Annotated in this window: 1 protein-coding gene; it reads left to right on the plus strand. The window is 62.5% G+C overall.

All coding sequences use genetic code 11. From position 1 onward, the window contains the following. Nucleotides 1-575, plus strand: a 575-nt coding sequence (locus Q2941_RS51850; protein ID WP_458197579.1) for a transposase, incomplete at its 5' end; no start/stop codon positions are given. Nucleotides 576-597 lie beyond the last annotated feature (22 nt).

The following is a 597-nucleotide window of genomic DNA, read 5'->3' on the forward strand; positions in this document are numbered from 1 at the left end:
CACTCTCTGAACTCGCCAGCCGGCGCGATCAGCTCAAGCATATGATCCATGCCGAGACCTGCAGGCTCGGCACCACGCGCCTGAGCGAGCTGCGGCAGGCAATCACGACCCATCTCGAGGCTCTCAAGGCTGAAGACAAGCTGATCCACCAAAGGATGCTGGAGCTCGTTCGTCAGCGTCTCGATCTCAAGCGAGATCAAAAGCTGCTCGCAACCATCAAAGGGATCGGCCCCAAATCGGGGCTCGTCCTGCTCGCCTCCGTTCCGGAACTCGGCCGGATCGACAACAAAGCGGCTGCGGCCCTGATTGGAGTGGCTCCGTTCGTCCACAAGAGTGGGACCATGGCTGCTCCCGCACGCATCCATGGTGGCCGAGCGGCCGTACGCCATATCCTCTACATGGCCGCCATCGCAGCCAGCAGGCACAACCCTGTCCTGCGACCCTTCTACGAGCGGCTGATCGCAAAGGGCAAACCCGCCAAGCTCGCCCTGATCGCCGTCCTGCGCCGCCTCGTCGTCTTCGCCAACGCCGTCCTCAAGTCAGGTCAGCCCTGGAAAGGAGCTGCCATTGCTTGACAACCGACACGGTAGATCCCGG

This window comes from Bradyrhizobium sp. UFLA05-153 (assembly GCF_054185185.1).